Source organism: Fundidesulfovibrio sp. (assembly GCF_058402725.1).
The window spans coordinates 1-24,918 of sequence record NZ_JBZVFJ010000048.1 but is presented as its reverse complement, the minus strand read 5'-3'; the positions used below and the strand labels follow the sequence as shown (position 1 = coordinate 24,918).

General features: G+C 66.8%; 24 protein-coding genes. 13 read left to right on the top strand and 11 right to left on the bottom strand.

What is annotated here, in order from left to right; translation table 11 throughout:
• The 8 genes from pelF to ACV4UX_RS08275 form a co-directional block, all read right to left on the bottom strand.
• On the bottom strand, positions 1–591 hold a 591-nt coding region (gene pelF, locus ACV4UX_RS08310), incomplete at its 3' end, for a GT4 family glycosyltransferase PelF (protein ID WP_491592843.1).
• Complete coding sequence (locus ACV4UX_RS08305) at positions 588–1,667, bottom strand: HEAT repeat domain-containing protein (protein WP_491592842.1); 1,080 nt, start codon at positions 1,665–1,667, stop codon at positions 588–590. The genes ACV4UX_RS08305 and pelF, both read right to left, overlap by 4 nt.
• A complete protein-coding gene (locus ACV4UX_RS08300; RefSeq protein ID WP_491592841.1) occupies positions 1,654–3,060 on the bottom strand; it encodes a sensor domain-containing diguanylate cyclase in 1,407 nt (468 codons plus the stop codon). The genes ACV4UX_RS08305 and ACV4UX_RS08300 overlap by 14 nt, the downstream gene beginning before the upstream one ends.
• A gap of 8 nt (positions 3,061–3,068) precedes the next feature.
• Positions 3,069–4,802 (bottom strand): tetratricopeptide repeat protein, encoded by a 1,734-nt coding sequence (locus tag ACV4UX_RS08295; protein ID WP_491592840.1) that lies wholly within the window; start codon positions 4,800–4,802, stop codon positions 3,069–3,071.
• A gap of 1 nt (position 4,803) precedes the next feature.
• Complete coding sequence (locus ACV4UX_RS08290; protein ID WP_491592839.1) at positions 4,804–7,806, bottom strand: tetratricopeptide repeat protein; 3,003 nt, start codon at positions 7,804–7,806, stop codon at positions 4,804–4,806.
• On the bottom strand, positions 7,803–9,815 hold the full coding sequence (locus tag ACV4UX_RS08285; protein WP_491592838.1) for a polysaccharide deacetylase family protein: 2,013 nt from the start codon (positions 9,813–9,815) through the stop codon (positions 7,803–7,805). The genes ACV4UX_RS08290 and ACV4UX_RS08285 overlap by 4 nt, the downstream gene beginning before the upstream one ends.
• Before the next feature lie 91 nt (positions 9,816–9,906).
• Entirely contained in the window at positions 9,907–10,761 is an 855-nt protein-coding gene (locus ACV4UX_RS08280) for a glycoside hydrolase family 191 protein (protein ID WP_491592837.1), read from the bottom strand.
• Between the two features lie 10 nt (positions 10,762–10,771).
• The gene (locus tag ACV4UX_RS08275; protein WP_491592836.1) at positions 10,772–11,434 is read right to left on the bottom strand and encodes an LpoB-related protein; all 663 of its coding nucleotides are present in this window, start codon (positions 11,432–11,434) and stop codon (positions 10,772–10,774) included.
• Between the two features lie 502 nt (positions 11,435–11,936).
• Between ACV4UX_RS08275 and ACV4UX_RS08270 the strand changes: the two genes are divergently transcribed.
• From ACV4UX_RS08270 to ACV4UX_RS08260, 3 genes are read left to right on the top strand one after another with little or no spacing between them, the layout of a single operon-like run.
• Positions 11,937–13,022 (top strand): hypothetical protein, encoded by a 1,086-nt coding sequence (locus ACV4UX_RS08270; RefSeq protein WP_491592835.1) that lies wholly within the window; start codon positions 11,937–11,939, stop codon positions 13,020–13,022.
• Between the two features lie 14 nt (positions 13,023–13,036).
• Complete coding sequence (locus ACV4UX_RS08265) at positions 13,037–13,417, top strand: hypothetical protein (protein ID WP_491592834.1); 381 nt, start codon at positions 13,037–13,039, stop codon at positions 13,415–13,417.
• Between the two features lie 10 nt (positions 13,418–13,427).
• Positions 13,428–13,667: a YMGG-like glycine zipper-containing protein gene (locus ACV4UX_RS08260; protein ID WP_491592833.1), complete on the top strand. Its 240-nt coding sequence runs from the start codon at positions 13,428–13,430 to the stop codon at positions 13,665–13,667.
• Between the two features lie 181 nt (positions 13,668–13,848).
• Here the strand turns inward: ACV4UX_RS08260 and tadA are convergent, their stop codons facing one another.
• Positions 13,849–14,367: a tRNA adenosine(34) deaminase TadA gene (gene tadA, locus ACV4UX_RS08255; RefSeq protein WP_491592832.1), complete on the bottom strand. Its 519-nt coding sequence runs from the start codon at positions 14,365–14,367 to the stop codon at positions 13,849–13,851.
• 94 nt (positions 14,368–14,461) lie between these two features.
• On the bottom strand, positions 14,462–15,274 hold the full coding sequence (locus tag ACV4UX_RS08250; protein WP_491592831.1) for a phosphoribosylformylglycinamidine synthase subunit PurQ: 813 nt from the start codon (positions 15,272–15,274) through the stop codon (positions 14,462–14,464).
• Positions 15,275–15,412: 138 nt separating this feature from the next.
• Between ACV4UX_RS08250 and pyrG the strand changes: the two genes are divergently transcribed.
• The 10 genes from pyrG (at position 15,413) to ACV4UX_RS08200 (ending at position 24,009) form a co-directional block, all read left to right on the top strand.
• Positions 15,413–17,047, top strand: a complete 1,635-nt coding sequence (gene pyrG / locus ACV4UX_RS08245; RefSeq protein ID WP_491592830.1) for a CTP synthase — start codon at positions 15,413–15,415, stop codon at positions 17,045–17,047.
• A 53-nt stretch (positions 17,048–17,100) separates the two neighbouring features.
• Complete coding sequence (locus ACV4UX_RS08240) at positions 17,101–17,661, top strand: KdsC family phosphatase (protein ID WP_491592829.1); 561 nt, start codon at positions 17,101–17,103, stop codon at positions 17,659–17,661.
• Positions 17,662–17,845: 184 nt separating this feature from the next.
• Positions 17,846–19,285, top strand: coding sequence for an RNA polymerase factor sigma-54 (gene rpoN, locus ACV4UX_RS08235; RefSeq protein ID WP_491592828.1), 1,440 nt, complete (start codon positions 17,846–17,848; stop codon positions 19,283–19,285).
• Positions 19,286–19,326: 41 nt separating this feature from the next.
• Entirely contained in the window at positions 19,327–19,866 is a 540-nt protein-coding gene (gene hpf, locus ACV4UX_RS08230; protein WP_491592827.1) for a ribosome hibernation-promoting factor, HPF/YfiA family, read from the top strand.
• Complete coding sequence (locus tag ACV4UX_RS08225) at positions 19,866–20,318, top strand: PTS sugar transporter subunit IIA (protein ID WP_491592826.1); 453 nt, start codon at positions 19,866–19,868, stop codon at positions 20,316–20,318. Before hpf ends, ACV4UX_RS08225 begins: the two co-directional genes overlap by 1 nt.
• A gap of 116 nt (positions 20,319–20,434) precedes the next feature.
• On the top strand, positions 20,435–21,316 hold the full coding sequence (gene rapZ / locus ACV4UX_RS08220) for an RNase adapter RapZ (protein ID WP_491592825.1): 882 nt from the start codon (positions 20,435–20,437) through the stop codon (positions 21,314–21,316).
• A gap of 10 nt (positions 21,317–21,326) precedes the next feature.
• On the top strand, positions 21,327–21,764 hold the full coding sequence (locus tag ACV4UX_RS08215) for a PTS sugar transporter subunit IIA (protein WP_491592844.1): 438 nt from the start codon (positions 21,327–21,329) through the stop codon (positions 21,762–21,764).
• Between the two features lie 3 nt (positions 21,765–21,767).
• Positions 21,768–22,226, top strand: coding sequence for a PTS sugar transporter subunit IIB (locus ACV4UX_RS08210; protein WP_491592824.1), 459 nt, complete (start codon positions 21,768–21,770; stop codon positions 22,224–22,226).
• Between the two features lie 30 nt (positions 22,227–22,256).
• Positions 22,257–22,988 (top strand): PTS sugar transporter subunit IIC, encoded by a 732-nt coding sequence (locus ACV4UX_RS08205; RefSeq protein ID WP_491592823.1) that lies wholly within the window; start codon positions 22,257–22,259, stop codon positions 22,986–22,988.
• Between the two features lie 97 nt (positions 22,989–23,085).
• Positions 23,086–24,009 (top strand): manganese-dependent inorganic pyrophosphatase, encoded by a 924-nt coding sequence (locus ACV4UX_RS08200; protein ID WP_491592822.1) that lies wholly within the window; start codon positions 23,086–23,088, stop codon positions 24,007–24,009.
• Between the two features lie 75 nt (positions 24,010–24,084).
• Here the strand turns inward: ACV4UX_RS08200 and ACV4UX_RS08195 are convergent, their stop codons facing one another.
• A complete protein-coding gene (locus ACV4UX_RS08195; protein WP_491592821.1) occupies positions 24,085–24,669 on the bottom strand; it encodes a Uma2 family endonuclease in 585 nt (194 codons plus the stop codon).
• Positions 24,670–24,918 lie beyond the last annotated feature (249 nt).

The window sequence follows — 24,918 nt, the reverse complement described above, 5'->3', positions numbered from 1 at the left end:
CCTGGCCATCATGCCCAGGAACCCCGCATAGCCGGTGCAGACGGTGTGGTAGGCCTTGGCCTCGGGCAGCCGGTATTCCAGGAGTTTGAACAGAGGCAGGTGGGTGAAGCGGTAGGTCCAGAAATAGTCCAGGAAGGAGGCCTCGGGGGCGTACTCCTGGTAACGCTCCACCACGAGCTTCCAGGCGGCCTTGCCGTGGATGTATTCGTGCACGCTGGGGTTCGTGCCCTGGGCGGTGGAGCGCATGAGCCGCAGGAAGAGTTCGCGCACCAGCTCGGGATGCCTTTCGTGGACGCTCTGATGGAACGCGCGCAGGCGGGCGTCCATCTCGCCGCGGATGCGCGGCATCAGGTAGGAGCGTTTGATGGGCGTGCGGTCGTGCAGATAGATCACGTCGTGGCCGATGAAGTTCTCGGGCGGATCGTACTTGAGCGGCCATTCCTTGCTGGAGTCGGGGAGGATGCACACGGCCGAGAAGGTGAAGTCCGGCAGGGCTTTGATGAGGTTGTGCACCCAGCCGGAGACGCCTCCTGCCACATAGGGGTAGGTGCCCTCCAGCAGGAGGCACACATCCGCCGGGGGGACGCTCATGCCATGTCTCCGGTCTGGGTCCAGAACTGGAACATGACCAGCTTGCGGGGGTCGGCGCTCTGGAAGTCCACGGCGGCCAGGTCAAGGCGCAAATTGTGGAGGGCCTTGTAGTCGCGTGTTTCGAAGGCGATTTCGCACAGGCCCAGCAGGGCCTCAACGTGCGAAGGGCCTTCGGGGGTCGCCAGGAACACGGCGCGGGCCTTGGCCGCAAGTCCCCGGGAGAGCAGAAGGTAGCCCAGGGTCACGTGGAGCTTGCCTTCGCCCGGGTCGGAGGCGAGGGCCTTCTCGTAGGCGTCGGTGGCGCGCTCCAGGAGCTGGCGTCGCACCACGTCCTCCACGAGGCCGGACTCGGCGTAGCGCACGAAGGCGTCGCCCAGGGCGGCCAGGGCCTTGGCGTCGCCCGAGGCGGCTTCGCGTTCGTCCGCCTTGATGGCCTGGGTGTAGGAGTCGTCGAGCTTGGCCAGGGTGGCGTGGGCGTAGAAGCGCACCTCGGGGCTTGGGTCCGAGAGCGACTCCTTGAGCAGCGCCACGGCCTCGCGGCCGCCGATCTTGCCCAACAGGCTTACCGCGCCGCGCTTGAGGCCCACGTCGCCGCCCTTGAGGATCTCCAGGATGGGCTCCACGCTGGACTCTTCCAGAAGAAAGGAGTCCACGTCCTCCACGCGCTCCACGCCGAGGACCTTGGCGGCCCGCTTCATCTCGGAGCCGAGCACTTCCACCAGCCCCTGGCGGTGGGAGGCCTGCTGGGCTGCCAGCGCGTAGCCCATGCCAGCGAGCCCAAGCACCGGGAAGAAGAGCACCACCACCGCCGTGAGGGCGTGGATGTGCCGGTCGGCTTCGATGCGGGCCTTCTGGTGCGGGTCTGCGTCCTCGCGGCGTGTGGGCGTGAAGGACCAGACGGCGGCCGGGGCGAACAGGTGGGAGATGAGCGCCCCGACGGCCATGAGCTCCGAACTCCCGGTGAGCCAGAATGTCCCCATCACGGCCGTGGCCAGTTCGAAGGGGAGCGCGGGCAGGAGGATGCGCAGGGCGGCGATGCTGCCGCGCTTGATATGGCGGGAATCAACCGCGTCCATCGAGTTCACTCTGGGTCTGGCGCAGCATGGAGATGCCGGAGTCGTGGGCGTCGCCGGCCTGGGTCATGGCGATGGTCACGCGCAGGGTTTCGGGGGAGCCGGGCACGGTCTCGTAGTGGAAGGCCGAAAGCTGCTCCGAGAACTTGCGGGCCACCACGGTGGCCCCTTCCCCGGGCGTGCAGGGGAGCAGCAGGATGAGCTGGTCCGGGCGCTCGTGGCGGAAGAGCAGGTCGATCTTGCGGATGATGCCGCGCACCACCTGGCAGACAAGGGCAAGCCCTTCCAGGCGGCGCGAGTCGGGGATGTGTTCCCATCCCTCGATGCGCAGGAGCAGCATGGAAAGCGGCAGTTTGTAGCGCCGTGCGCGGGAGTATTCCTCCTCCACGCGTTCCAGGAAGAACTGGAAGGTGTAGGCCTTGGTCACGTCGTCTGCGATGAGCTGGTTCTTGGTGTCCAGGTAGGTTCTGGCGTTGAGCACGCTGGAGGAGCACCAGTCGGCCAGGAGCGAAAGCACGCGGATGGCCTGGGGCGTGAGCTTGTGGAAGGGGATGCTTTCGATGGCCAGGATGCCCATGGCCTGGTTGGACCCGGTAAGCAGCGGCGCGGCGGCCAGCAGGTGGCCGCAGGCCTGCTCGGGCGCGGTGCAGGCGTTGAGGGTGACGGCGCGTTTGCGGTCCAGGACCATTTCGGCCAGCCCCTTGTCCGGCGGGAGCGTTTCGGGGCGGTTTTCCACCTCGCCCAGGGCCGATTTGAGGCGGAGCTCGCCGCCGTCCAGGAGATAGATGGCCCCCGCGTCGGCCCCGGCGTAGCGCGCCAGCAGTTCGAGCACGGCGGGGTAGACCTCCCCTTCGGCAAGGGTGCGCAGCCCCTGGGAGGATTCGTAGAGCAGCGAGAGGGTCTGCTCCTGGGTGATCACGGAGAGGTCCATGGCTTCCTTGGCCATGCTCAGGGCCTGGTACTGCTTGGTGAGGTGTGTGAGTTCGCGGCTCAGGTCGTCGCGTTCCAGGCGCAGGAGGTTGGTCTCGCGGTTGGCGCTCTCGCGGATTTCGCCCAGGACCACGCCCGCCGCCATGAAGAGCAGGGGAGGGCCCCAGTACTCCCAGGAGCGCAGGTCGATGGGGGAGATGTCCGGCCGGGTGGGCAGCAGAAAGACCAGGTAGAAGGCCGTGGCCAGCATGGCCGCGAACACCCCCGCCCGGAAGCCGTAGCGGGCTGCGATGGGCAGCACCACGATGAAATAGGGGTGCGGCGAGAAGGTGCTGAAGGCGGGCGCTTCCCGGAACCAGAAGACGTTGACGGCGGCCAGCAGGCCCAGGCCCAGGAAGGTCTCCAGGACGAAGGACTGCTTGAAGGCGGATTCGAAGGCCCGCGTGGGCGCGATGCTGGCTCTCATGGATGGTCTCAGAGCCTCGCCCGCAGCGCGGAATAGATGAGCAGGCTCTCGCCGCCGTCGTGGACGAAGCGCGTTTCGTTGCGGTATTCGGCGCGCGATTCCCACTCCAGGAAGTCCCAGGGTTTCACCAGGATGGAGGGCGAGGCGAACACGAACGGATAGGTGCGGTAGAGATCGACGCCGCCGCCGCCGTAGAAGCCCAGTTGCAGCCAGCGGGAGGCCTGCCAGGAGGCGTTGAGGGCCAGCTGGTGGATGGCCTCGTTGGTGGCCAGGGAGATGGGCCGCCCGGAGGTGACGGTGGTGAAATCCGTGGTGGAGTAGGTGCGCACGGCGGGCTGGAGGTACTGGAGCACGGCCGGGGAGAACGAGTAGGAGATCCAGAGCTCCGGCACGTTGACGAGCTTGCGCGAGAGCGCCGCCGTGAAGCCGAAACGCCTGGCGTAGGGCGTGCCGTTGTCGATGGTGTAGTGGTTGGCCTGGGCGTCCAGGGTGACGCCGGTCTTTTCCTTGTGGATGTAGTTGAAGGTGAAGCGCGCCAGGTCGTACGCGCCGGAGCGGGCGGCGGCCTCGGCGGGGTCGTACCAGGGGTTGTTGTGGGCGATCTCGAAGGCCAGGCGCGCGCCCCGGAAGGGATTGATCCGGAAGGCCCCGAATTGGCCCACCATGCCGGACGCGCCCTGGAATGCGCTGACGCCGGCCTCGATCTCCATCTCGTAGGGCCCCAGCCAGATGAGCGAGGTGCGCACCGCGTCGATGCCCTGGTTGATGGCCTGGCGGCCGCCTTGCACCGTCACCCCCGTCAGGACGTCGCTCTGGGTGGTGATGGTTTCGGTGGTGGTGACGCTTTCGCCGGTATCCGGGTCCACCGTGGTGGTGGTGATGTCCTGGCTGTTGGTCTGGGCGCCGAAGATGGGCTGGATGGCGCTGCCCTGGCCGAGCTTGGAGACGTAAATGTGCTCGGCGCGCACGCCCAGGTTGAGCCTGCCGAAAAGGGGCGTCCTGCCGGTGAGCCCTGCGCTGTTGATGGTGGTCTGTCCGGCCTGGTTGTAATACTGGTAGAAGGCTTCTGCGCGCGGCGCCACGCGGCCGCGCAGTTCGTCGGCGAAGCGGCGGTAGCTGTCGTTGTTGGGGTCGATGCTCACGGCCACGCCCGCCGCCGAGGCGGCCATGACGGGGTCGCCCATGTCGGCGTGTGCGCTGGCCAGGTCGACCTGGATGGAGGCGTCCTTGGGGTTTTCCTGGGCCAGTTTGTTGAGCAGGAACACGGCCTTTGCGGGCTGGCCGCCCTGGGAATAGGCCCTGGCCTGGAGGCGCTGGATGCGCAGGTCCGGCGATTTGGCGCGTTCCAGCCAGCACATGGCCGTGGAGGGATCGTTGTTGTCCAGGAGCAGTTCGGCGAAGTCTGCGATGATTTCCCTGTCGCCGGGGAACTGCCTGGCCAGGTCCATGTAGAGCTTCTGGGCCTCGCCGTTTCGTCCCAGGCGGCTCAGGATGCGCGCCTTGGTGAGCACGTGCTGTCTCTCGGGGGCGTCCGGCGGGACGTCGAGGGGGCCTTCCTGGGGTTTGGGCTTGGCGTACTGGGGCAGCGTGGGCACGAAGGCCGAGGGGACGCGATCCCCCGGGTCCTTGATGCCCGCGCCCACCTGAGCCCGGACGGGGAGCGCCGTGCCGAGCGAGAGGCAGGCGGCTACTAAGCACGCGGCAAGGGCCTTGACGCCGTGGGTCGCGGTGCGTGTGTTCATGTCAGTTGAGCTTCCCTGTTGGCTGGTTCAAAAGCCGCAGAGCCTTCTTGTATTCCTTGCGGGCCTTTGCTTCGTTGCCGAGCGAGGCCTGGAGTTCCCCCGCCTGCATGCGGGAGTCCGAATCGTTGGGGTTGATGGTGTTGTGGGCCGTGAGCATCTGGAGAGCCTTCTGCCGGCGTCCCAACTCGGAGAGCACCGTGGCCATGCCGCGCATGGCCACGGGATTCTGGGGCTGGGCGGCCAGGGCCTGCTGGTAGATGGCCTCCGCGGTCTCCAGACGCGCCCCCGCAAGGGCGATCTCGCCCACGCGCACGAGCATGGGGGCGTTGCCCGCGTGCTTGCGCGCAAGGTGGTCGATGAGCTTTCCGGCCTCCTGTTTCGCCCCGGTCTTGTCCAGGGCCTGGGCCAGGATCAGTTCGCCCTCCTCGTCCAGGGTGCGGGCCTTCACCAGGGGGTCGAGCTTTTCAAGGACCATGCGCCACTGTCCGAGCCCGGCGTAGGCCGTGGCCACGGAGAGGACCTCCTCGGGGCTCAGGGCGCCTTGCGCTTCCAGGTCCCGCGCCAGGGCGAGCACCTCCTTGTGCTTGCCCAGGCCGAGGTATGCCTGGAGCAGGAGGCGCTTCACGGCCGGATCGGCCGGGTTGCGGTCGCGGGCCTTGAGGATCCAGGGCAGGGCCTTGGCGGGCTCTCCGGCTCCCAGCCAGCAATTGCCCGTCTGGGCGAGGAATTTCTCGCCGCCCGGCAGGGCTGCCTGCCGTTGGGAGAGTTCGGCGGCCAGGCGGGGCTTTCCGTGCCAGAGGGCGTACTGCACGCCCAGGCGCAACAGTTCGGGGTCGGAGGGGCTTTTGGCCAGGAGTTCCTGGACGATCTCCAGCGCGGCGAGCCCCTGTCCGGCCCACTCCTTGGCCTCGGCCAGGCGCAGGAGTTCCTGCCGGGAGGCCATGCCCTTGGCCCGGAGCGCTTCGAGCACCTCCACGGCCTGATTGGGCTTGTTGGTCCAGGAGTAGATGTCGGCCAGCTGGCGCTGGAGTTGGGGGTTGCGCGGGTCCAGGCGGATGAGCTGCTTGAGGGATGCCTCGGCCTGAGCCGGCCTGTTGCTCCAGGAGTAGATGTCCACCAGGTGTTTGAGGGCGTCCTGGTCTGCCGGGTCGTGGCGCAGGAGTTCCTGGTAGGCGACCTCGGCCATGGCGAGGTCGGAGTCGAGCATGGCCAGTGCGGCCAGTTGGCGCACGATGCCCGGGTCGTCCGGCCGGAGGGACTTGGCCAGCCCCAGGGCTTCTCGCTGGTCCTGGGTGCGGCCGGTGTATTGGGCCAGTTCCAGCATGCGGGCCACGTCGGCGGCCTCGGCGCTGGCCAGGGCGAGGTCGCGCAGGACGGTATAGGCCTCCACGGGCTTGTCCATCTCCAGATAGACGTCGGCCACGAGGCGCTGGGTCTTGGGGTCCGCGCCCAGGAGGGTCTGACCGAGGCGGGCGACCTCTTCCATGGATTCGAAGGGTTTTTCCGTTTCGCGGGCGATGGCGGCCAGGCGTTCGAAGTCCTGGCGCTCCTGTGTGAGCAGCAGGCAGCGCCTGGCCATGGAGTAGGCGGTGTCGGTGCGGCCGCGGGCTGCGTCGTTGGTCACGGAGGCGCGCAACAGCTCCACGTCCTTGGGGGAGATGTCCAGGGCCATGGCCAGGGCCTGTCCCATGGCTTCGGGGTCGTAGTCCTTGTCGCTTTCCAGGATGGCCTTGAGGGCGGCGGTGGATTCGGCCGGGGGCATGTCCTTGAGGATCTGCGTCAGTTCGGCGGCCTTGCGGAAATCCTTGAGGGCCAGGGAGAGGCGCGTCTTGGCGGTGAGCAGTTCGGCGTCGCGGATGTTCACCTTGTCGGACTCGCTGGCCACGCGGGCCATGAAGGGCTCGTCGCCGCTGACGAAGGCTGCGGAAACCACCTGCTTGACGTAGCGCAGGCCTTCGCCCGTGAACCAGGCCAGCCGGTCCATGAGTTCGGCGATGCGGTCGTAGTTGCCCGAGTCCACATACTGGGCGATGAGCATGGCCCGGTAGCGTTCCTCGCGGGGGTTGATGGCGGTGAGGCGCTCGAGCGCGGCGGTCTTGGCCAGGCTCAGGCCCTGCTCCGCGCCCATGTTCAGGAGGGCCACCAGGCTCTGCTCCTGTCCGGGAGCGGTCTGGATCATGCGCACCATGGCCTCGTCCGCGTGGTCGGACATGCCTGCCAGGGCGAGCATGTCGAAGATGTCCTTGCGGTAGCCGATGCCCTCGCCCTTGGCGTCCAGCGCCACGGCGAGGTCCACGGCCTGGGTGATCCTGCCCGCGCGGAGCAGGGAACCCAGCATCCTGGTTGCGAAAGGCGAGAGGTCCTGCACGTCGTCGGCCAGTGCGGCGCGCGCCTGGGCGAAGCCGGAGGCCAGCTCGTACGTCACGGCGTTGTCGAGGTCGGTGGGTTCGCCCTCCAGCATGGAGTCCGCCAGCTTGGCGAGCTGGGGCTGGACGGCGGCGAAGAAGGGGTTCGCTTCCAGTTCCCTGGGTAGTTTTTTTTGCGATTTGAGCCATTTGGCTGCGTAGTGTCCGGCCTGTTCGGTCCGGTCCATGATGGCGGCCAGGCCTGCCAGCTTGAGGAGCACGTCCTCGCGCTTCGGTTCGCGTTCCACCACGCGTTCCCAGGCGTCGAAGGCCTTGTCCATGTGCTGCGCCCACTCCACATAGGTTGCGTAGAGCAGGAGCGCGCGGAGGTTGCGCGGCTTGATGCCAAGGGCGCGGCGCAGGTCCTCCAGGGCGGGTTCCACCTGGTCGTGCGCCCAGTGGAGTTCGGCAGAGAGGACCAGCAGGTCGAAGTCCCCCGGGTTCTGCTCCAGGGTGGCCTCCAGGTAGCGCTTGCCCTTGATGGGGTCGTCGCTTTCGAGGTTGAGCAGCACCATTTCCGTGTTGGTCGGGAACAGGAAATAGAGCACTCCCACGAGGCCCGCGAGGTAGAGCAGACGCTTCCAGGGGCTGAGGATCATTGCAGGCGCACCTCCAGGGAGCCGGAGGCGAGGCCTTCAAAGGAGATCACGCCCTCGTCGTCGGCCACGCGGCCCACGGTGCGCCCGTTCAGGGCCGCGCCGGAGGCCCAGTGCATGGCTCCGGGCTTGAGCCCGGCCAGGGAGAGCTTGCCGTTGCGGGTGAAGAATTCGGTGGTGCAGGAGAGCAGGCGCTCGGAGACGACGAAATCGCGCACGTAGCCCGAGGCGACGCGCAGGTGCGGGGGCTGGGCGGGCTTCTCGCCCCGGGGGGCCAGGGCCAGCACGGCGCGCGTTTTTCCGGGGGCGAGGTGAACGTAGAGCCCCTCGGGCTGCCTGTCGAAGCCCAGGACGTTCTCGCAGCGGGCGAGGAGCGGCAGGGGGCCGTCCTGGGGAAGGCGCAGGGTGAGGCTCTTGCCGTAGTTTTCCACGGCGAATGCGTCGGGCCCGAGTTGCGTCATGCGGGTGGCGATCCAATCGTGCATGGACTGAATATAAGCACTGGTGAACACGGGGGCTACCGGTTGCGCGGCGACCCAGGCGTAGACGTCCTTGAGGGCGTTCAGGCCCGCCAGCTTCTCGGCCGAGAAGGTGTGGTAGTAGATGTCGATGGGCTTGAGCCGACGGGGCGAGCCGGTGCGCCTGAAGGTCTCGATGATGTTGCGGTAGCCGTTGTAGGGGCCGCGCCAGAGGTTGGTGAGGATGTTGTCGTTGGCCTGCCCGATGTGGATCTGGTGGAGGTTGCCTCCCATGGGGCGGTGCAGGGGGCTTACGCCGAAGAGCGAGTCGTGGGCCGCATCCCAGAGGGTGTCGCCGCCGTTGATGGCCAGCAGGCCGTTCTCCTGGACGAGGGCCTGGTGCTCCGGGAGCGGGTCGCATGCGCCGCTCCAGAAGAGGAGGCGGCAGCGTTTGCCCTCGGGCACGAGGTTGTCGTTGATGAAGTCGACGGAACCCAGGATTTCGCGCTCGGCGTCGAAGGTGTAGCCGGAGATGTCGAAGGCGAAGCGGTCGTCGTAGCGGCTCTTGTCCTTGCTGGCGGAATTCCAGAAGAAGGGATGGGAGAAGGTGTGGGAGGCGGGCTCCACGTTGGGCAGGGCCATGATGTCGCGGGCCGTGTCCATGAGCTTTTCGTTGCCGAAGTAGTCGGGGGAGATCTCTGCCTCGATGACGGAATAGGAGACTGGGAAATCCACCTTGGAGAGCACGTGCTCGTAGAGGATGTCCGCGCAGGTTTTTGTGCGGTCCAACTGGTTTGTGCCCGAGAAGCCGTCGGCGTCCACGTGGGAGAAGGCCACGCGCCTGCCGTTGAGGGTGGTGGGGTCCGGCGCGGGGAGAAGCGGAAGGTCCAGGGCCTTGGATAGGAAGAGGAAAGGGTTGATGTGCCACTTCTGCTGGTAGGAAAGGGGGTCGATCCAGTAGGCGAAGTCGTCGCCCAGAATGAGGCCGCCGGCGGCGGAAGTGAACACCACGGGACTGGGGTTCGGCTCGGGGCCGTTCACCTTGACGGACACGTGGACCTTCACGTCGGGCCGCAGCGGCACGAGGCGCTCGTAATGCGGGGGATTGGGGGGGTAGCGGCGCTCGTAGCCGGTCATTTCGGGATCGAGGTGGTCGAAGCGCAGGCGGCTGGCGTCGCGCAGGCGGCCTGCCTGGTGGGAGACGCCCAGACGCTCGAAAAGTGCCATGTAGCGGGCGTTTCGTTCGGGGTCCTCGGAGGATTCGCCCGAGCCCAGCGGCCCCAGCACGATGAGCTTGCGGCCCAGGTCCATCTGATGGTGGAGCCATTCGTGGTAAACGTGGGACTCGAACACCTCCGAGGAGTTGAGCGAGACGATGATGGCGCGCACGCCTTCCATTGCCGCGTCGTCGGGCAGGGGGCGCGCGGCCACGTCGGCGGCCTGGGCCACGAGGCCGAAGTAGTTGAGCACGGTCTGGAAACCGTGGAAGGCCACCGTGTTCACGATGGATTGGCCCGTGGCGCTGTTGTAGAGGATGAGCGCCTTGCGGTCCACCGGGCGCGACCAGCCCTCCTCCTGCGCGGCGGAGGCTTGCCGCGCCGCGCCGGGTGCGAGCCAGACCAGAACCGCCAGGACGGCGGCCAGGCTAGCGGCGCAGCGTGCGCGTGGAGACTTTGTCCAGGGCGACCGTGGCGACATACGGCACCAGTCCGTTTTTTCTCGCGTGGGCGATGGCTTCGTCGATGCGCTTGGCGTCCTTGGGGTCGGCGTAGTCGAGGCTCAGGAGCGTCAGGCGCTGGTTGATCCGCTTGGCGGCCCGGGCCGCCCCCAGGAGCTGTTCGCGGTCGGAGGCGCTGGTGGCTCGGTATTTCCTGGTCTCGAAATCGAAGTCGGAAAAGAGGCACTCCAGCAGGGCGAAGTCGATCTCCGGGGCGAGGCGCTCCAGGATGGGCGCGGCGCGGTTGACGCACAGGAGCACGCCCGGGTGCCTGCGGCGGATTTCGCGCACGAATTCCACGGCCGCGTCGATCATGCCCGCGTGGCGTTCGGGGTCGGTCTGTTCCAGGTGGATGCTGGAGTCCAGGGTGTCCAGGAAGAAGCCGTCGTAGCCGCGCTCCAGGATGGGGGGGAGGATGCGCTCCAGCACGAAGGCGCGCCAGGCGGGGTCGCGGATGTCCACGAAGCGGGAGTTCCAGGAGTTGTTCTTGCCCAGCACGAAGGGCTTGTCCTGCACGTCGCCCCAGAAGCGGCCGTCCATGTCCACCTCGCCCAGGCTGGCGTAGCCCAGGCTCAGGGGGCGGCCCTTGCGCTTGGCGGGCGCGGGCAGGTTGGAGCTTTCCAGGGCCAGCAGGTCGAAGCGCGTCAGCGCGGCCACGGGCTTCGCGCCGTAGTAGCAGGCCCAGGAGCGCACGGGCGGGGTAAGGGGCTCGGCGGCGTGCGCCTGTCCGACGGCGACGAGCGCCAGCAGAAGGGCGAGGAGCGTCAGAACGCGGGCGGGCATGGCGCGGGCGTCAGTTGGCGATGGGCTTCCCGGCGACGCTCGCGCCGGGTCCGCCGTTGATGGGGGTGGAACCCGAAGGTTGCGGCCTGGGCGCGGCGGTTTCCTTTGCCTGCGGCGCGGCCGCCGGCTCCTTGCGGATGGCCGTCTCGATGTCCGCGGCCATCTGGCGGCAGATGGTCTGGGCCGAACGGCTCAGGGAGTCTTTGCAGAAGAGGTCGCAGCCGCCCACTCGCGAGACGGTCGCCACCCAGAGCACCTGGCCCGAGGCGACGTCCATCAGGCGCAGGGTGATGCCCACGGCGGGCTCCTCGTCGAGGCCGCGCTTGTAGCGGTACTCCGTGACTGCGCCGAAAAGCACGGCGTCCACGAGGAGGTCCTGTCCCAGCTGGCGCGCGCGCTGGGTGAGCGCGGCGTCCTCGATGTCCTGGTCCTTGCCGGCCATGCGGTTCCACACTTCCGTGTTTTCCAGAAGGCGGAACGACTGCACCGTGCGCAGTTCGGTGTAGAGCAGATCTCCGATGATCTGCCCGGCACTGGGGTGCGTGGTCAGGTTGGCAAGGGGCATGATGGCCACCGTGCGTTTGGTGCGCAGGTTGGCGCCCGGAGTGACGTAGACGGAGACGCTCTCGCCCGCGCAGCCCGAGACCAACAGGGCGAAGAGCACGGACAGCACGACCCTGAAGGCCTGAACAGCTGCCTTCGGGGTAACCCGTTCCGCTTGGGGGAGAGGTGTGCGCGGCGCATGATGCAATGCTGATGGAATCACGGCAACATCCTCACTTTGAAATACGTCTGGTTCCTACAATCAATGCGTTCCGTTTACAAGGGGAAAGAACGGGCGTGAGTGGTTGGGCGATGATTCTTTATCCAGGAGTCATTGGTGGATTTCTAGGCATTGCTTGAATTCCATCGAATTGTTCGGCTCTCGCGTTCCGCGCGCTGGGCGCAAACGTCGCCCCGAGGACAAAAGGTCCGGTCGGCAAGCGCCGAAAGGAATCCCGTTGCGGAACGGTCCGGTCCCATGGCGCTTGTCCTGCGTTGAATGCTCGCCGCCGTCACATTGCGGGAGCGTTACGGCCCCCGGCGTTCAACGGGGGCGGGTCTTCGCGCGCGGGCTCTGGACAAGCCGCCGCGATCGGTTACAATCCGTCGCAAGCCTTGTGATGGAGGAATCGATGACCGCTCTCCCCGATCAGAACGACGCAGCGCTCCTGGCGGCCGTGGAACAGGTCCGCGCGGACCGCGAGAAGGCCGGACTACTCGGCTTGACGGCAGGCCTGGAGGCCGTGGTGATCGCCACCGGGCCGGAGCGTTTCCGCGACGCCGTGCGGGAGCTGCTTGAAACCACCGGCCACGCGCTGTCGGAGGCCTTCACCACGCGGGAGGGCGACTTCGCCGTGCTCTCGCTCGAGGGCTCCGCCGATCTGGTGGTGCGCACGCGCACGGGCGCGGGAAACCCTTTCCGCGAGGCCAATCGGGGCGCGAAAACCGCCGAATCACCCGATACGCGCCTGGAAACCTTCATCTTTCGCTGCGAGGACGTGGAACGCTACGTGGCGATCCAGCAGAACCGAGGCACGGCCTTTCTGGCGGAAGATCCCTTCGGGAACGCCGGACGGCGCTTTGCCCAGACCGCGCCCTCGCCCTTCACGGGCAACTCCGTGGGCCTCCTGGAGCGTCGGGACGCTTCCCGGAGCTATGCCCCGTCCGACGCGCGGCCCCTGGACCTTGCGCTGGCCAAATCCCAGGCGTCCCACCTGGCGCGCATCGGCAGGCTCGATCACGTGGCCACACGCGTGCGCGCCGAGGAGCGCGACGCCGCCATCCTGGAGTTCATGGGCCTCACCAGCTACGACTTCGCCTTCGCGGTCTACGTGGAGTTCCTCAACTCCATCACCAACGTGGCGCGGCTGGCCCCGGGAGAGTACGCCCAGGTGTTCACCTCCGGCATCGCGCCCTTCACCACGCCGGAAGCCTCCGGCCCCACGGAGCTTTTCATCCACAACTACGGCCCGCGCAGCCACCACATGGCCTTCGACACGCAGGACATCGAGGATGTGGTGGAGGCCCTCCAGGCCCAGGGCGTGGGATTCCTCTCCGAGCTGGTGGGCTCGCGGGAGGAAGGGCTCAAGCAGATCTTCACCAGGATGAGCCGCAACACGCTCCTGGTGAACGAGTATATTCACCGCTACGACGGCTTCGACGGCTTTTTCACGAAGTCCAACGTGACGCTTTTGACGCAATCGACGCTCAACCAGTAAGCAGGAGGTGTACCGTGGCATTGGGACGCACGGGATTGACGGCTTTGTTTCTGGCCCTGGCGCTGGCCGCTGCGACGCAGGCCCGCGCCCAGGCGCACCAGTTTCCCGTGATCACGGGCGAACACTGGGTGAAGGCCACCCCCGAGGAGCGCCTGGCCTTCATCGCGGGACTGACCACCATGATCGAACTGGAAAAGGAAGTGCAGGGCGAGAACCCGCCCCCGGACCAGCGCACCCTGGTGCCCGCCTGGGTGCAGAGCCTCTCGCGCTTCAAGCTCAAGGAGGTCGTCGCAGCCCTCGACGACGTGTTCGCCAAGAAACCGGACATGAAGGCCAAACCCGTGGTGGAGGTTCTCTGGTACGAGGTGGCCTTCCCGAAACCAGCGAAGCAGTAGGAGGAACGCCATGACCAGAACCATCGCATCGGGCGTCCTCGTGATGACGCTCCTGTTCTCCGGGGCGTGCACCAACATGACCAAAACGCAGCAGGGAACCCTGAGCGGAGCGGCCCTCGGCGCGGGCGCGGGCGCGGGCATTGCGGCCATTTCGGGAGGCTATGTGGGCGTGGGCGCGGCCGTGGGCGGCGCGCTGGGCGCGCTGGCCGGAGGCCTTTACGGCAATTCGCAGGAAAGAAAAGGCAGATAATCCGAATGGTTCAAAGGGCCGTCCCGTGGGGCGGCCCTTTGGGATCCCTTGCCCGGAAATCGGGCTTTGCAGGAGGCGGTGAAGGGGCCGGGCACTGCGCCGGTCCGCGAGGCGCGCGGGGCCGCACTGCCGAAAGCGGCCGTAGCGGCAGCCTAGCGGTCCGCCCGGGGCGAGGCCCTTGTCAGCCGCGCTCCTTGCGCCTGGCAGCGAAGAAGCGGCTGAGCGTGGCCCCGCACTCTCCGGCCAGCACGCCGCCCAGCACCGGGAAGCGATGGTTCAGGAAGGGCAGCTCCACGCCCTTCAGGGCGGAGGTCACCGCGCCCGCCTTGGGGTCCGCCGCGCCGTAGACCAGTCCCCCGATGCGCGCGTGCACCATGGCCCCCACGCACATCAGGCAGGGTTCCAGCGTCACGGCCAGGATGGCCCCGTTCAGGCGGTAGTTGCCCAGTGTCCGGCCCGCCTCGCGCAGGGCCAGGATTTCCGCGTGGGCCGTGGGGTCGTTGGCCTCGATGGGGCCGTTGCAGGCTTCGGCCAGGATGCGCCCCGTGGCGGCCTCGAGCACCACCGCGCCCACCGGGGCCTCGCCCCTGCGGCCCGCCCGCCAGGCCTGCCTGAGCGCCCGGGTCATCACCAGACGCCAGGATTTCCAGCCCGGAGGCGGCTGGGAGAGGAGGGCGGAGGGGGGCGTTGTCGGCTTCATGGGAGCGGCTGCGCCCCGGGCGTCCGCCCCGTCGTCGCGCGGGGGCAGGCGCGCGGCCCCCTCGGATCGACGGCGGCGGCCCTCGTTCGATGGTCTACGCGCTTCCCTTCAGGTGGCGCACGGCGTTCTCCAGGAGCGCGATGCCCAGCCTGGGGCGCTCGCCCCGGGTCCAGCCCGGATGGTTGGTGGGGTCGTTGAAGGCCTCGGGGTGCGGCATGAGCCCCAGGATGCGCCCGGAGGGGTCCGTGAGCCCGGCGATGGCCATGGGCGATCCGTTGGGGTTGTAGGGGTATTCCATGGTCGGCAGGCCCGAGGCCGGGTCGGCGTATTGCAGGGCGATGAGGTTTTCCGTGACGATGCGCGAGAGCGTGGCGTTGTCCTGGGGGATGATCATGCCCTCGCCGTGGCGCACGGGCAGGTCCAGGTGCTCGATGTCCTTGGTGAACACGCAGGGGCTGGCCCTGTTCACGCGCACCTTGACCCAGCGGTCCTCGAAGCGCCCCGAGTCGTTGTTGGAGAGCGTCACCTGGCGCTCGAAATAGTTGTTGTCCAGCGCGGGCAAAAGCCCCAACTTCACCAGGAGCTGGAAGCCGTTGCAGATGCCCAGCACCAGCCCGCCCCGCTCCAGGAAGGAGCGCAGCAGGTCCAACAGCGGCGTGCCGTCCCTGGTTGCGGCGAATTTCCAGCGGATGGCCCCGGCCTGGCCCGCGCCCAGGTCGTCTCCGTCCAAAAATCCGCCGGGGAACAGGAGAAAGTTGTAGCCGGGCAGGTCCACCCTGCCGGCGGTGATGTCGGAAAAATAGACGATGTCGGTCTGGTCGGAACCGGCCAACCGCGCGGCATGCGCGGACTCCGACTCGCAGTTGGTGCCGAAGCCGGTGACCACCAGGGTTTTCACGAGGGCCATGCTGGGAGCTCCAAGGGGTTTCTTGAAAAAATCGGACCGGTCGCTTAGACGTGTCCCGAGGAAGATACTTGCCCCCGCCCCATGCGTCAACTGGGCCGGGGTTTACCACTTTTGCCGGTTCCAAGGAGGCAGGGCCGCATGAAGACTAAATTTCTGTTCGTCACGGGGGGCGTGTTGTCCTCCCTGGGCAAGGGGCTGGCCGCCGCCTCCATAGGCGCGCTCCTTCAGGCCAGGGGCCTGAGGGTGACCATCCAGAAGCTCGATCCCTACATCAACGTCGATCCCGGGACCATGAACCCCTTCCAGCACGGAGAGGTCTACGTCACCGACGACGGCGCCGAAACCGATCTCGACCTGGGACACTACGAGCGCTACCTGAGCCTCCCCATGTCCCAGAACAACAACTTCACCTCCGGGCGCATCTACAACACCGTCATCCAGAAGGAGCGCCGCGGAGACTACCTGGGCGGCACAGTCCAGGTGATCCCCCACATCACCGACGAGATCAAGCGCTCCATCCTCGGCGTGGCCAAGGACGAGGACGTGGCCCTCATCGAGATCGGCGGCACCGTGGGCGACATCGAAGGCCAGCCCTTCCTGGAGGCCATCCGCCAGCTGCGCTCCGACCTGGGCAAGGACAACGTCCTCTACATCCACCTGACGCTCATCCCCTACATCCGCGTGGCGGGCGAGTTGAAGACCAAGCCCACCCAGCACAGCGTCAAGGAGCTGCGCTCCATCGGCATCCAGCCCGACATCATCATCTGCCGCTCCGAGATCGACCTCGACCAGTCGCTCAAGCACAAGATCGCCCAGTTCTGCAACGTGGACCCCGACGCGGTGTTCACCGCCGTGGACGTGAACAACATCTACCAGCTGCCCCTCAAGCTCTACGCCGAGGGCGTGGACCAGAAGATCGCCATCCTCCTGCGCCTGCCCGCCAAGAACGCCGAGCTCGCGGCCTGGAAGGACCTCACCCACAAGCTGGCCAACCCCCAGGGCGAGGTCTCCATCGGCATCGTGGGCAAATACGTGGACCTCAAGGAAGCCTACAAGAGCCTCCACGAGGCCCTCATCCACGGCGGCGTGGCCAACGGCGTGCACGTGAACCTGCTCTACGTGAACTCCGAGGATGTCACCTCGGCCAACGTGGCCCAGCGCCTGGCCGGCCTCGACGGCATCCTCGTCCCCGGCGGCTTCGGCTCGCGCGGCGTGGAAGGCAAGATCGCCGCCATCCGGCACGCCCGCGAAAACAAGATCCCCTTCTTCGGCATCTGCCTGGGCATGCAGCTGGCCTGCATCGAGTTCGCCCGCAACGTCCTGGGGCTCACCGAGGCCAACTCCGAGGAATTCAACCGCCTGAGCCCCGATCCCGTGATCTACCTCATGCGCGAGTGGTACGACTTCCGCACCAAGAAGATCGAAAAGCGCGACATGGACTCCGAAATGGGCGGCACCATGCGCCTGGGGGCCTACCCCTGCGTGGTCCAGCCCGACACCAGGGCCATGGAGGCCTACGGCAAGGCCCAGATCGACGAGCGCCACCGCCACCGCTACGAGTTCAACAAGGCCTACCACGCCCGCATGGCCGAGAAGGGCATGGTCTTCTCCGGGCTCTCTCCCGACGAATCCCTCGTGGAAATCGTGGAGCTGCCCGGGCATCCCTGGTTCCTGGGCTGCCAGTTCCACCCGGAATTCAAGTCCAGCCCCATGAAGCCCCACCCGCTCTTCCGGGAATTCATCCGGGCCGCCAAGACCCAGCGGGAAGCGTAACAATCCCTGCTCCCCGTCGGCCGGACCTCTCCGGCCGACGGGGCCATCCCTTCATGCGACCCACCAAACGCCCCGCGCGCCCCGGCCTCAGCCGCCGCGCCCTGGCCCTGGCCCGCGACGTGCGCCTGCTCGTGCTCGACGTGGACGGCGTGCTCACCGACAACCGCCTCTGGCTGGACAACCAGGGGCAGTCCCTCAAATGCTTCTCCATTCCCGACGGCATGGGCCTGAAGCTCCTGGAACGCGCGGGCGTCGAGGTGGCCGCCCTGAGCGGGCTGCCCAACCCACAGGCCGAGGAGCGGCTCCGGCAATTGGGCGTCACCGCCTTCCACGGCGGACACCTGCGCAAGCTCCCCGTCCTGGAGCGCATCCTCTCCGAGCGCGGCCTCGACTTCCCGCACCTGGCCTACATGGGCGACGACTGGCTCGACGCCGCGCCCATGCGCCAAGCCGGACTGCCCATGGCTCCCGCCGACGCCCAGCCCGAAATCCTGCGCCTCGCCGCCTGGGTCTCGCGGCTGCCCGGCGGACACGGCGCCGTGCGCGACGCCGTGCGCCTGCTGCTCACCGCCCAGGGCAAGCGCGACGCCCTCTGGCGCGACATCGCCCTGTAGCCGATACGTCGGGCTTATTCCCCGGCCGCCCCTGTCGTGGCCCCCGCCGTCCTTGGCGCTTCACGGAAAAAGCCGTCAAGTCTTGCTTCCGGTTCGGTTTTGGTGCATAACCACCGGGCTAGGCGGGCATCCGGCATTCTTCTTGCTAGTCGCCCGGGCCAGTTCACAAGGAGACGATAGCACGATGGCACTTGAGCTCAGGCAGCAACTCAAGCTTTCGCAGCAGCTGGTGATGACGCCCCAGTTGCAGCAGGCCATCAAGCTGTTGCAGCTTTCCCGTCTGGAACTGGTGGAAACGGTGCAGCAGGAGCTCCTGGAGAATCCGCTGCTCGAGGAGACCCAGTTCGACGACGAGCGGCCCGAGCCCACCATTGCCGAGGATTCGCACGCCCCCGACTCCACCCAGGAGGAGGGGGCCATGCAGCGCGAGCTGATGAAGACGGCCGAGTGGGACGACTACCTGGGCGATTTCGCCTCCACGTCGCGCCAGGCCACGGTGCGCGAGCATGAGACGCCCGAGGAGGGCATGTCCTTCGAGGCCAGGCTCACGGCCAAGCCCTCGCTGGAGGGGCACCTGGCGTGGCAGATCAGCCTCTCGCCCCTGGATGCCCGGCAGCAGGCCATCGCGGACGAGATCGTGGGCAATCTCGACTCCGGGGGCTACCTGCGCTCCAGCACGGAGGAGCTCGCCCAGGTGCTTTCGGTGACTCCCGAAGAGGTGGAAGTTGTCGTCCAGGCGCTGCAGCGGCTCGATCCTGTGGGCGTGGCCGCGCGCTCGCCCCAGGAGTGCCTGCTGGTGCAGCTGGAGGTGTACGGTTACACGGACCCCGTGCTCCTGGAGATCGTGCGCGACCACCTGGAAGACCTGGAGAAGAAGCGCTACAAGCCCCTGGCGAAAAAGTTCCGCTTGAGCATGGAGGAGATCAAGGAGTATCTGGAGATCATCCAGACGCTCGATCCCATGCCCGGCTCGCATTTCAGCTCGCCGGACCCGGTGTACGTCAGCCCGGACGCGTTCGTGTACAAGTTCGGAGACGACTTCGTGATCGTGCTCAACGAGGACGGCCTGCCCAAGCTCCAGCTTTCGCCTTATTATATGGAGGACATGGGCCGTTCCAGCGCCAACAAGGAGAAGGAGTACCTCCAGGACAAGATGCGCAGCGCCCAGTGGCTGATGAAAAGCCTCTATCAGCGCCAGCGAACGTTGTTCAAGGTGTTGGAATCCATCGTGAAATTTCAGAGGGAATTCTTCGAGGACGGCGTGACGAAGCTGCGCCCGCTGATCCTCAAGGACGTGGCCGACGACATCGGCATGCACGAATCCACCGTGAGCCGCATCACCACGAGCAAGTACGTGGCCACGCCCCACGGCATCTACGAACTCAAGTTCTTCTTCAACTCCGCGCTGGAACTCGACGACGGGTCGTCCGTGGGCTCGGAGTCGGTGAAGGCGGTGATCAAGCAGCTCATCTCGGCCGAGGACCCCAAGAAACCAACCAGCGACGAACAGATCGCGGAGATTCTCAAGCGGCGCCTGCAGGTGAACATCGCGCGGCGCACGGTGGCCAAGTACCGCATGGCCATGGGCATCGAATCCTCCTCGAAGCGCAAGGACGTATTGTAGCCAAATCCGCCGCCACGCGGCGTCATCCCCCGGAGGTTACCATGATTATCGCCTTCAATTTCAAGAACTTCGAGCCGTCTCCCGGCCTGCAGGAATATGCCGCCAAGCGTTTCGACAAGCTCTCCAAGTACATGAGCAATTCCGACAACGCCGAAGTGGTGGTCACTCTTTCCGTTGAAAAGACCCGCCAGATCGCCGACGTGGTCATCGACGCCGACGCCATGCACATCTCGGCCCACGAGCGCTCCGACGACATGTACTCCACCATCGACATGATCACGGACAAGCTCGACGCCCAGCTGCGCAAGCTGCGCGAGAAGATGAAGGACCGCCGCAAGGCCGCCCAGGGCGACGTGACCATGGGCGTGGTGAGCTTCACCACCGAGGGCAAGGTCCACGCCATCGAGGAATCCGACAAGTACAGCCCCAAGCCCATGAGCGTGGAAGAGGCAGCCGAGCAGCTCGACGCCATGCACTACGAGTTCCTGGTGTTCCTCGACGCCGAGACCGAGCGCGTCAACGTGCTCTACAAGCGCAAGAACGGCGATTACGGCCTGATCGATCCTGGAGTTTCCCTCTGATGCGCCTGGGGGAATACCTGCGCAAGGACTTCGTCCTGGAGGACCTGGCGGCCGGGGGCAAGCCCGACGTTCTCGCGGAGCTGGTGGCCCCCGTGGCCGCCGCCTTCCCGGACGTGGACCCGGCCAAGGCGTCGCGCGTGCTCATGGACCGGGAGAATCTCGGCACCACGGGCATCGGCGACGGCGTTGCCATCCCCCACGGCAAGATGGATTCGCTCAAGGAAATCGTCATCGTGGCCGGACGCAGCCGCGCGGGGATCGATTTCGAATCCCTGGACCACAAGCCCTGCCGCATCTTCTTCCTGGTGCTCGCGCCCGAACACGTGGCGGGCATGCACCTGCGCATCCTCGCGCAGATCTCGCGGCTTCTCTCAGACGAGGGCTTCCGGCGTTCCTTCCTGGACGCCGCCGATCACGAGGCCCTCTGGAAGGTGCTTTCCAGCCACGCGTGAACCTGCCGTGGCCCCGCGAGGGGCGGCGGCTTCGTCACGCAAACGGACGCGATGTGTGATAGGCCGGTCCCCGCCGCGCCACCGCGCGGCGGGGACTTTTCACAAGGAGCGATGCCATGCCGGGAGCGAGCGCCCATCTGCCCGTGGTGGTGATCACGGGCCTGTCGGGGTCCGGGAAGTCCACGGCCCTCAACGTCTTCGAGGACATGGGCTATTTCTGCGTGGACGGCCTGCCGCCCGTGCTCATGCCCAAGCTGGCCAGCCTCTTCCAGGGGCAGGCGGCAGTGCGCCACCGGGGTCTGGCCCTGGGCCTGGGCGCCACGGACCTGGACGACAGCTGGGAAACAGCCCTGGGCGAGATACGCGCCTCGGGCAGCCACATCCAGATCGTGTTCGTGGAGGCCTCCACCCAGGAGATCATGCGCCGATACGCCACCACGCGCAGGCCCCACCCCTACGAGGCCGAGGGCTACGGCCTGGGCGAGGCCGTGGACGAGGAGCGCCGGCGCATGGCCCCCCTGCACGACGCCGCCGACCTGGTCATGGACACCACCGGTTTCTCCGTGCACGACCTGCGCCGCCAGCTCCAGGATAAATGGATGTTCCTGGAGGGCCAGGGCACGGCCATGAAGGTGCACGTGATGAGCTTCGGCTTCAAGTACGGCATCCCGGCCGAATCCGACCTGGTGTTCGACCTGCGCTTCCTGCCGAACCCCTATTTCGAGGCCGGGCTCAAGCCCCTTTCCGGGCAGGACAAGGCCATCGTGGACTACGTGCTGGAATCCGCCCAGGGCAAGGCCTTCCTGCCCAGGCTGGTGGATTTCCTGCGGCAGATGCTGCCGCTCTACGCCCAGGAGGGCCGCTACCGGCTCACCGTGGCCGTGGGCTGCACCGGCGGCCGTCACCGCTCCGTGGCCGTGGCCGAAGCGGTTTTTGACAGCCTGCGCGAGGCGGGCTACACAATGACCCTTGAACATCGACACATCGAAAAGGGCTGATTCGACCAAGATGAACGACCAGACCGAAACGCGCAAGACCGTGGGCGTGATCATCGTCACCCACACCGACTACGGCGACAAGCTCCTCAAAGCCGCGGAAATGATCCTTGGACCCCAGAAGGACGTGCGCTGCGTCAGCGTGAACGTGGGCGTGGACACGGCCGAGACCGTGAAGCAGCTCGACGCAGACATCCGCGCCCTGGATTCTGGCGGCGGCGTGATCATCGTCACGGACATGTTCGGGGGCACGCCCACCAACCTTTCGTTGTCGCTCATGGGGCAGCGTCTGGTGGAGGTGGTCACGGGGGTGAATCTGCCCATGCTCATCAAGATCCTTTCCACGCGCACCAAAGCCCTCTCGCAGCTGGCCGCCGACGCCAAGACCGCCGGGGTGCAGGGCATCGTGGTGGCGGGAGAGATCCTGCGCAAGAAGGTGGCGGGGGAGTAGGGCGTGTTCTGGGTGCGCATCGACAACCGCCTGGTGCACGGTCAGGTGATCGAATCCTGGCTGCCCTTCACCGACGCCCGCTACATGGTGGTGGCCAACGACGAACTGGCCCAGGACGAACTGCGCCAGCAGATCATGTCCATCGCCATCCCGCTGGGCATCGACTTCTCCTTCGTGAAGGTGGCCGAGGTCCAGGCGTATCTGGACTCCCGCAAGCTCATGGACAAGGACGTGCTGGTGCTCTTCGCCTCCTGCCCGGACGCCCGGCGCGCCTTCGAGGCCGGGCTGGACTTCAGAAGGCTCAACCTGGGCAACCTGCACTACGGCCCGGGCAAGCGCCAGGTCTGCCAGCACATCGCCCTGAGCAAAGAGGACGAAACCTGTCTGGACTTCCTGCGCGGCAAGGGCGTGAACCTGGACTACCGCTGCATCCCCAGCGACCCCGTGGACCTGGCGGGCTGACGCGCGGCGCTTTCCTTTTGCCGCAGATTGGTGCATAGCTGGCGAAAGCGCACGACCCGGACATCTCATGGAACTGCCCGCATCCTCCATCACCTTCATCCTGGCCAACGCTTTTTTTTTGCCCTCTTTTCGAGCTTCCGCTTCCTGATCAATCTGCCGCTCCTGGACAGGCCGCTCACACTGGGCTTCGTCTGGGGTCTTTTCACGGGCGACTGGGCCGCCTGCCTGGGCGTAAGCCTGTTCTTCGAGCTGCTCTGGCTGGACGTCATCCCCGCCGGGACCATCATTCCCCCCAACGCCCTGGCCCCCACCCTGGCGTGCCTGGCGGCGCTCCATCTGTATGGCATCTCGTCGCCGGCCGTGGCCGCAGTGCTCATCGTGGCCTGCCTGCCGCTGGGAAGGCTCTTTTCGCGGCTTGAGAACTACCACCGCGTCTTCTGCAACGAAGGCTTCAACAGCTTCGTGCTCTGGGTGAAGAATCCGGGCCGCCCGGGCGGACCCGCCGCCATGACCAGGCGCTCCATTCTGGTGATGTTCCCCATCAACATGGCGGCCTTCACCCTGGCCCTGGCGTGGCTTCTGGCCCTGGCGCACCTGGGGCTGCCGTATCTGGCCCCGGAGCTGTCGGGGCTCAAGCTCACGTGGCCGCACCTGTGGGCCGTGGGGAGCATCGGCGCGGTGCTCTCGTTGCGCCACCGTCCGGCCTTCGCGGTGGTGCTGGCCGGAGCGCTCCTCGCGGTGTTCATCCGGATCATTCCATAAGGATCGCACGGCGCGGGACGAAGGTCTTGGCAAAGGCGGACCTTTGTGATATTTTCCCCAAAGTAACTTCGCACATCACCTCAGGAGGGATCCGATCATGGCAGCGTACGTCGTTGGACACAAAAACCCGGACACCGACTCCGTCGCCTCGGCCATCGCCGTGGCCGACCTGATGAGCAAGCGCGGCATCGAAGCCGTTGCCGCCGCCCAGGGCAAGACCAACCCCGAGACCGATTTCGTTCTTTCGAAGTTCGGCGTGAAGGCCCCCGAGATCGTCACCGACGCCGCGGGCAAGCAGATCATCCTGGTCGACCACTCCGACCTGGCCCAGAGCCTGGAAAACCTCGCCAAGGGCGAAATCCTGGGCGTCGTCGACCACCACAAGCTGGGCGACGTGACCACCCCCAACCCGCTGGAAATGTGGGTCTGGCCCGTGGGCTGCACCTGCACCGTGATCGCCAACATGTACGACTTCTACGGCATCGAGATCCCCAAGGCCATGGCCGGCATCATGCTGTGCGCCATCCTCTCCGACACCGTGATGTACAAGTCGCCCACCTGCACCCCCGCCGACAAGGCCGCCTGTGAAAAGCTGGCCAAGATCGCCGGCGTGGCCGACATGATGGCTCTGGGCATGGAGATGTTCAAGGTGAAGTCCGCCGTGGACGGCACCCCCATCCGCGATCTGGTCTTCCGCGACTACAAGGACTTCAACATGTCCGGCACCGCCGTGGGCATCGGCCAGCTCGAAGTGGTGGACCTCTCCATCCTCGACAAGTACAAGGCCGACCTCCAGGCCGACATCGCCAAGGTGAAGAGCGAGAAGGGCCTGCACTCGGTGTTCCTGCTGCTCACCGACATCATGAAGGAAGGCTCCGAGATGCTCATCGTCACCGACGACGCCGCCGTTGTCGAGAAGGCCTTCGGCGTGAAGCCCGCCGGCGCCTCGGTGTGGCTGCCCGGCGTGATGAGCCGCAAGAAGGACGTGGTTCCCAAGTTCGAGAAGGTCTTCGCCGGCTGATTGCAGCCGCAAGGCACGCTCGAGGATTGACCAGGCCCGGGGCGGGAAACCGCTCCGGGTTTTTTGCGTCGGCGGCTAGGCCGGTTCCCGGAAGACGCGCGCGAGGTCGATGACTACACCGGGCACGGCCGTCACCTGCACCTCATCCCGGGCCGCGTGGACCGCTGGCTTGCCGTAGCGGCCGGAGGCGTCGAGCAGGTACACGGTGACGATGTGGTCCGTGGGGTGCGCCAGCCAGTATTCGCGCACGCCGTGGCGCTCGTAGAGGGCCAGCTTCTGGATATGATCACGGGCCGCCGTGGCCGGGGAGAGCACCTCGACCACCAGGTCCGGCGCGCCCTTGCAGCCGCGTTCGTCCAGCTTGGCGGGATCGCAGACCACCACCAGGTCCGGCTGCACCACGGTGCTGGTGGCCTCGTCGGTCTCGCCCGGCTCGGGCAGGCGCACGTCGAAGGGGGCCACGTAGACCTCGCAAGTCCTGTCCTGAAGGTGGTCATCCAGAATGCTCGCGAGGCGCACCACCACCTGCTGGTGGGTGCGCGACGGCGCGGGCGTCATGGCATAGGCCTCGCCGTGGATGATCTCCCAGCGCTCGTCGTCGTCCCAGGCCAGGTAGTCGCCGTAGGTGTGCCGGTTGCCTGCTCGTTGCGCCAGGCCCATGGTCTGCCTCCGCGGCGGTTCCGCCGTTTCCCTCGAACCTTAACGCCGCCACGGAAAAAGGCAAGCCCTGCCTGGGCCGGGCTTGCGCTGGGTTGATGGGGGACGGCGGTTCGGAGTCGGGTCCGTTCGAGGCGGCCCGACTCGGCCGGTATCAGGCAGGCGGGCTCGCGACGGTTGCGCCCTCCGTCAGCCCTCCGTGCGGGAGGACAGTTCGCGGATCAGCTCCAGGGCCTCGGGGCCGGGCGCGCG